Source organism: Mycobacterium sp. (assembly GCF_008709575.1).
Taxonomy (GTDB): Bacteria; Actinomycetota; Actinomycetes; order Mycobacteriales; family Mycobacteriaceae; genus Mycobacterium.
In genome coordinates, this window is sequence record NZ_VYIK01000459.1 from 1 (window position 1) to 613 (window position 613).

The following is a 613-nucleotide window of genomic DNA, read 5'->3' on the forward strand; positions in this document are numbered from 1 at the left end:
CGGCGACGACGGCACGTTCCTGTGGCCCGGCTTCGGTGAAAACTCCCGTGTCCTCAAATGGGCGCTGCAGCGCATCGAGGGCACGATCGATGCGCTCAGGACGCCGATCGGCGATGTCCCGTACTTCGATGACCTCGATCTCGACGGTCTGGACCGCGTCGCCTACGACGACACGAAAATTCGTGCCGCACTGCAGGTCGATCTCGCCGAGTGGACGAAGGAGATCGAATCGATCGACGAGTGGTATGCGAGCATCGGCGGGAACAAACTTCCCGATGCCCTGCGTCAGGAACTCGGGGACCTCAAGCAACGACTGGCCGCTGCCCGGCGCGACGCCGAGGAGTACTACGCCCGCCGCGGAGAAACCCGGTAAGCACCATCATCAGCGAGGTCATCCGCCATCTTTCTGCGTGGCGCCGCGCAGCTGTGGCAATCAATGCTGATATCACCGGCGAGCAGGGGCATATGGTCCCCAGCGGGGACTCGGCCATCTGCGATACGGGTTGAGATTCGGCGAATCTGTACCTGATCGTCGTTCGTGCTGGGGTCGACCCCCCATCGGCTCCGCGCAAGGCATGGGCGCGGGCGAGGCGGCCGGCGTGCTGTTCAACCG

1 protein-coding gene is annotated in these 613 nt (G+C 64.3%); it reads left to right on the plus strand.

Annotated features, from left to right (window positions below):
* On the plus strand, positions 1-373 hold a 373-nt coding region (locus F6Q13_RS19585; RefSeq protein ID WP_293060040.1), incomplete at its 5' end, for a phosphoenolpyruvate carboxykinase domain-containing protein.
* Positions 374-613 lie beyond the last annotated feature (240 nt).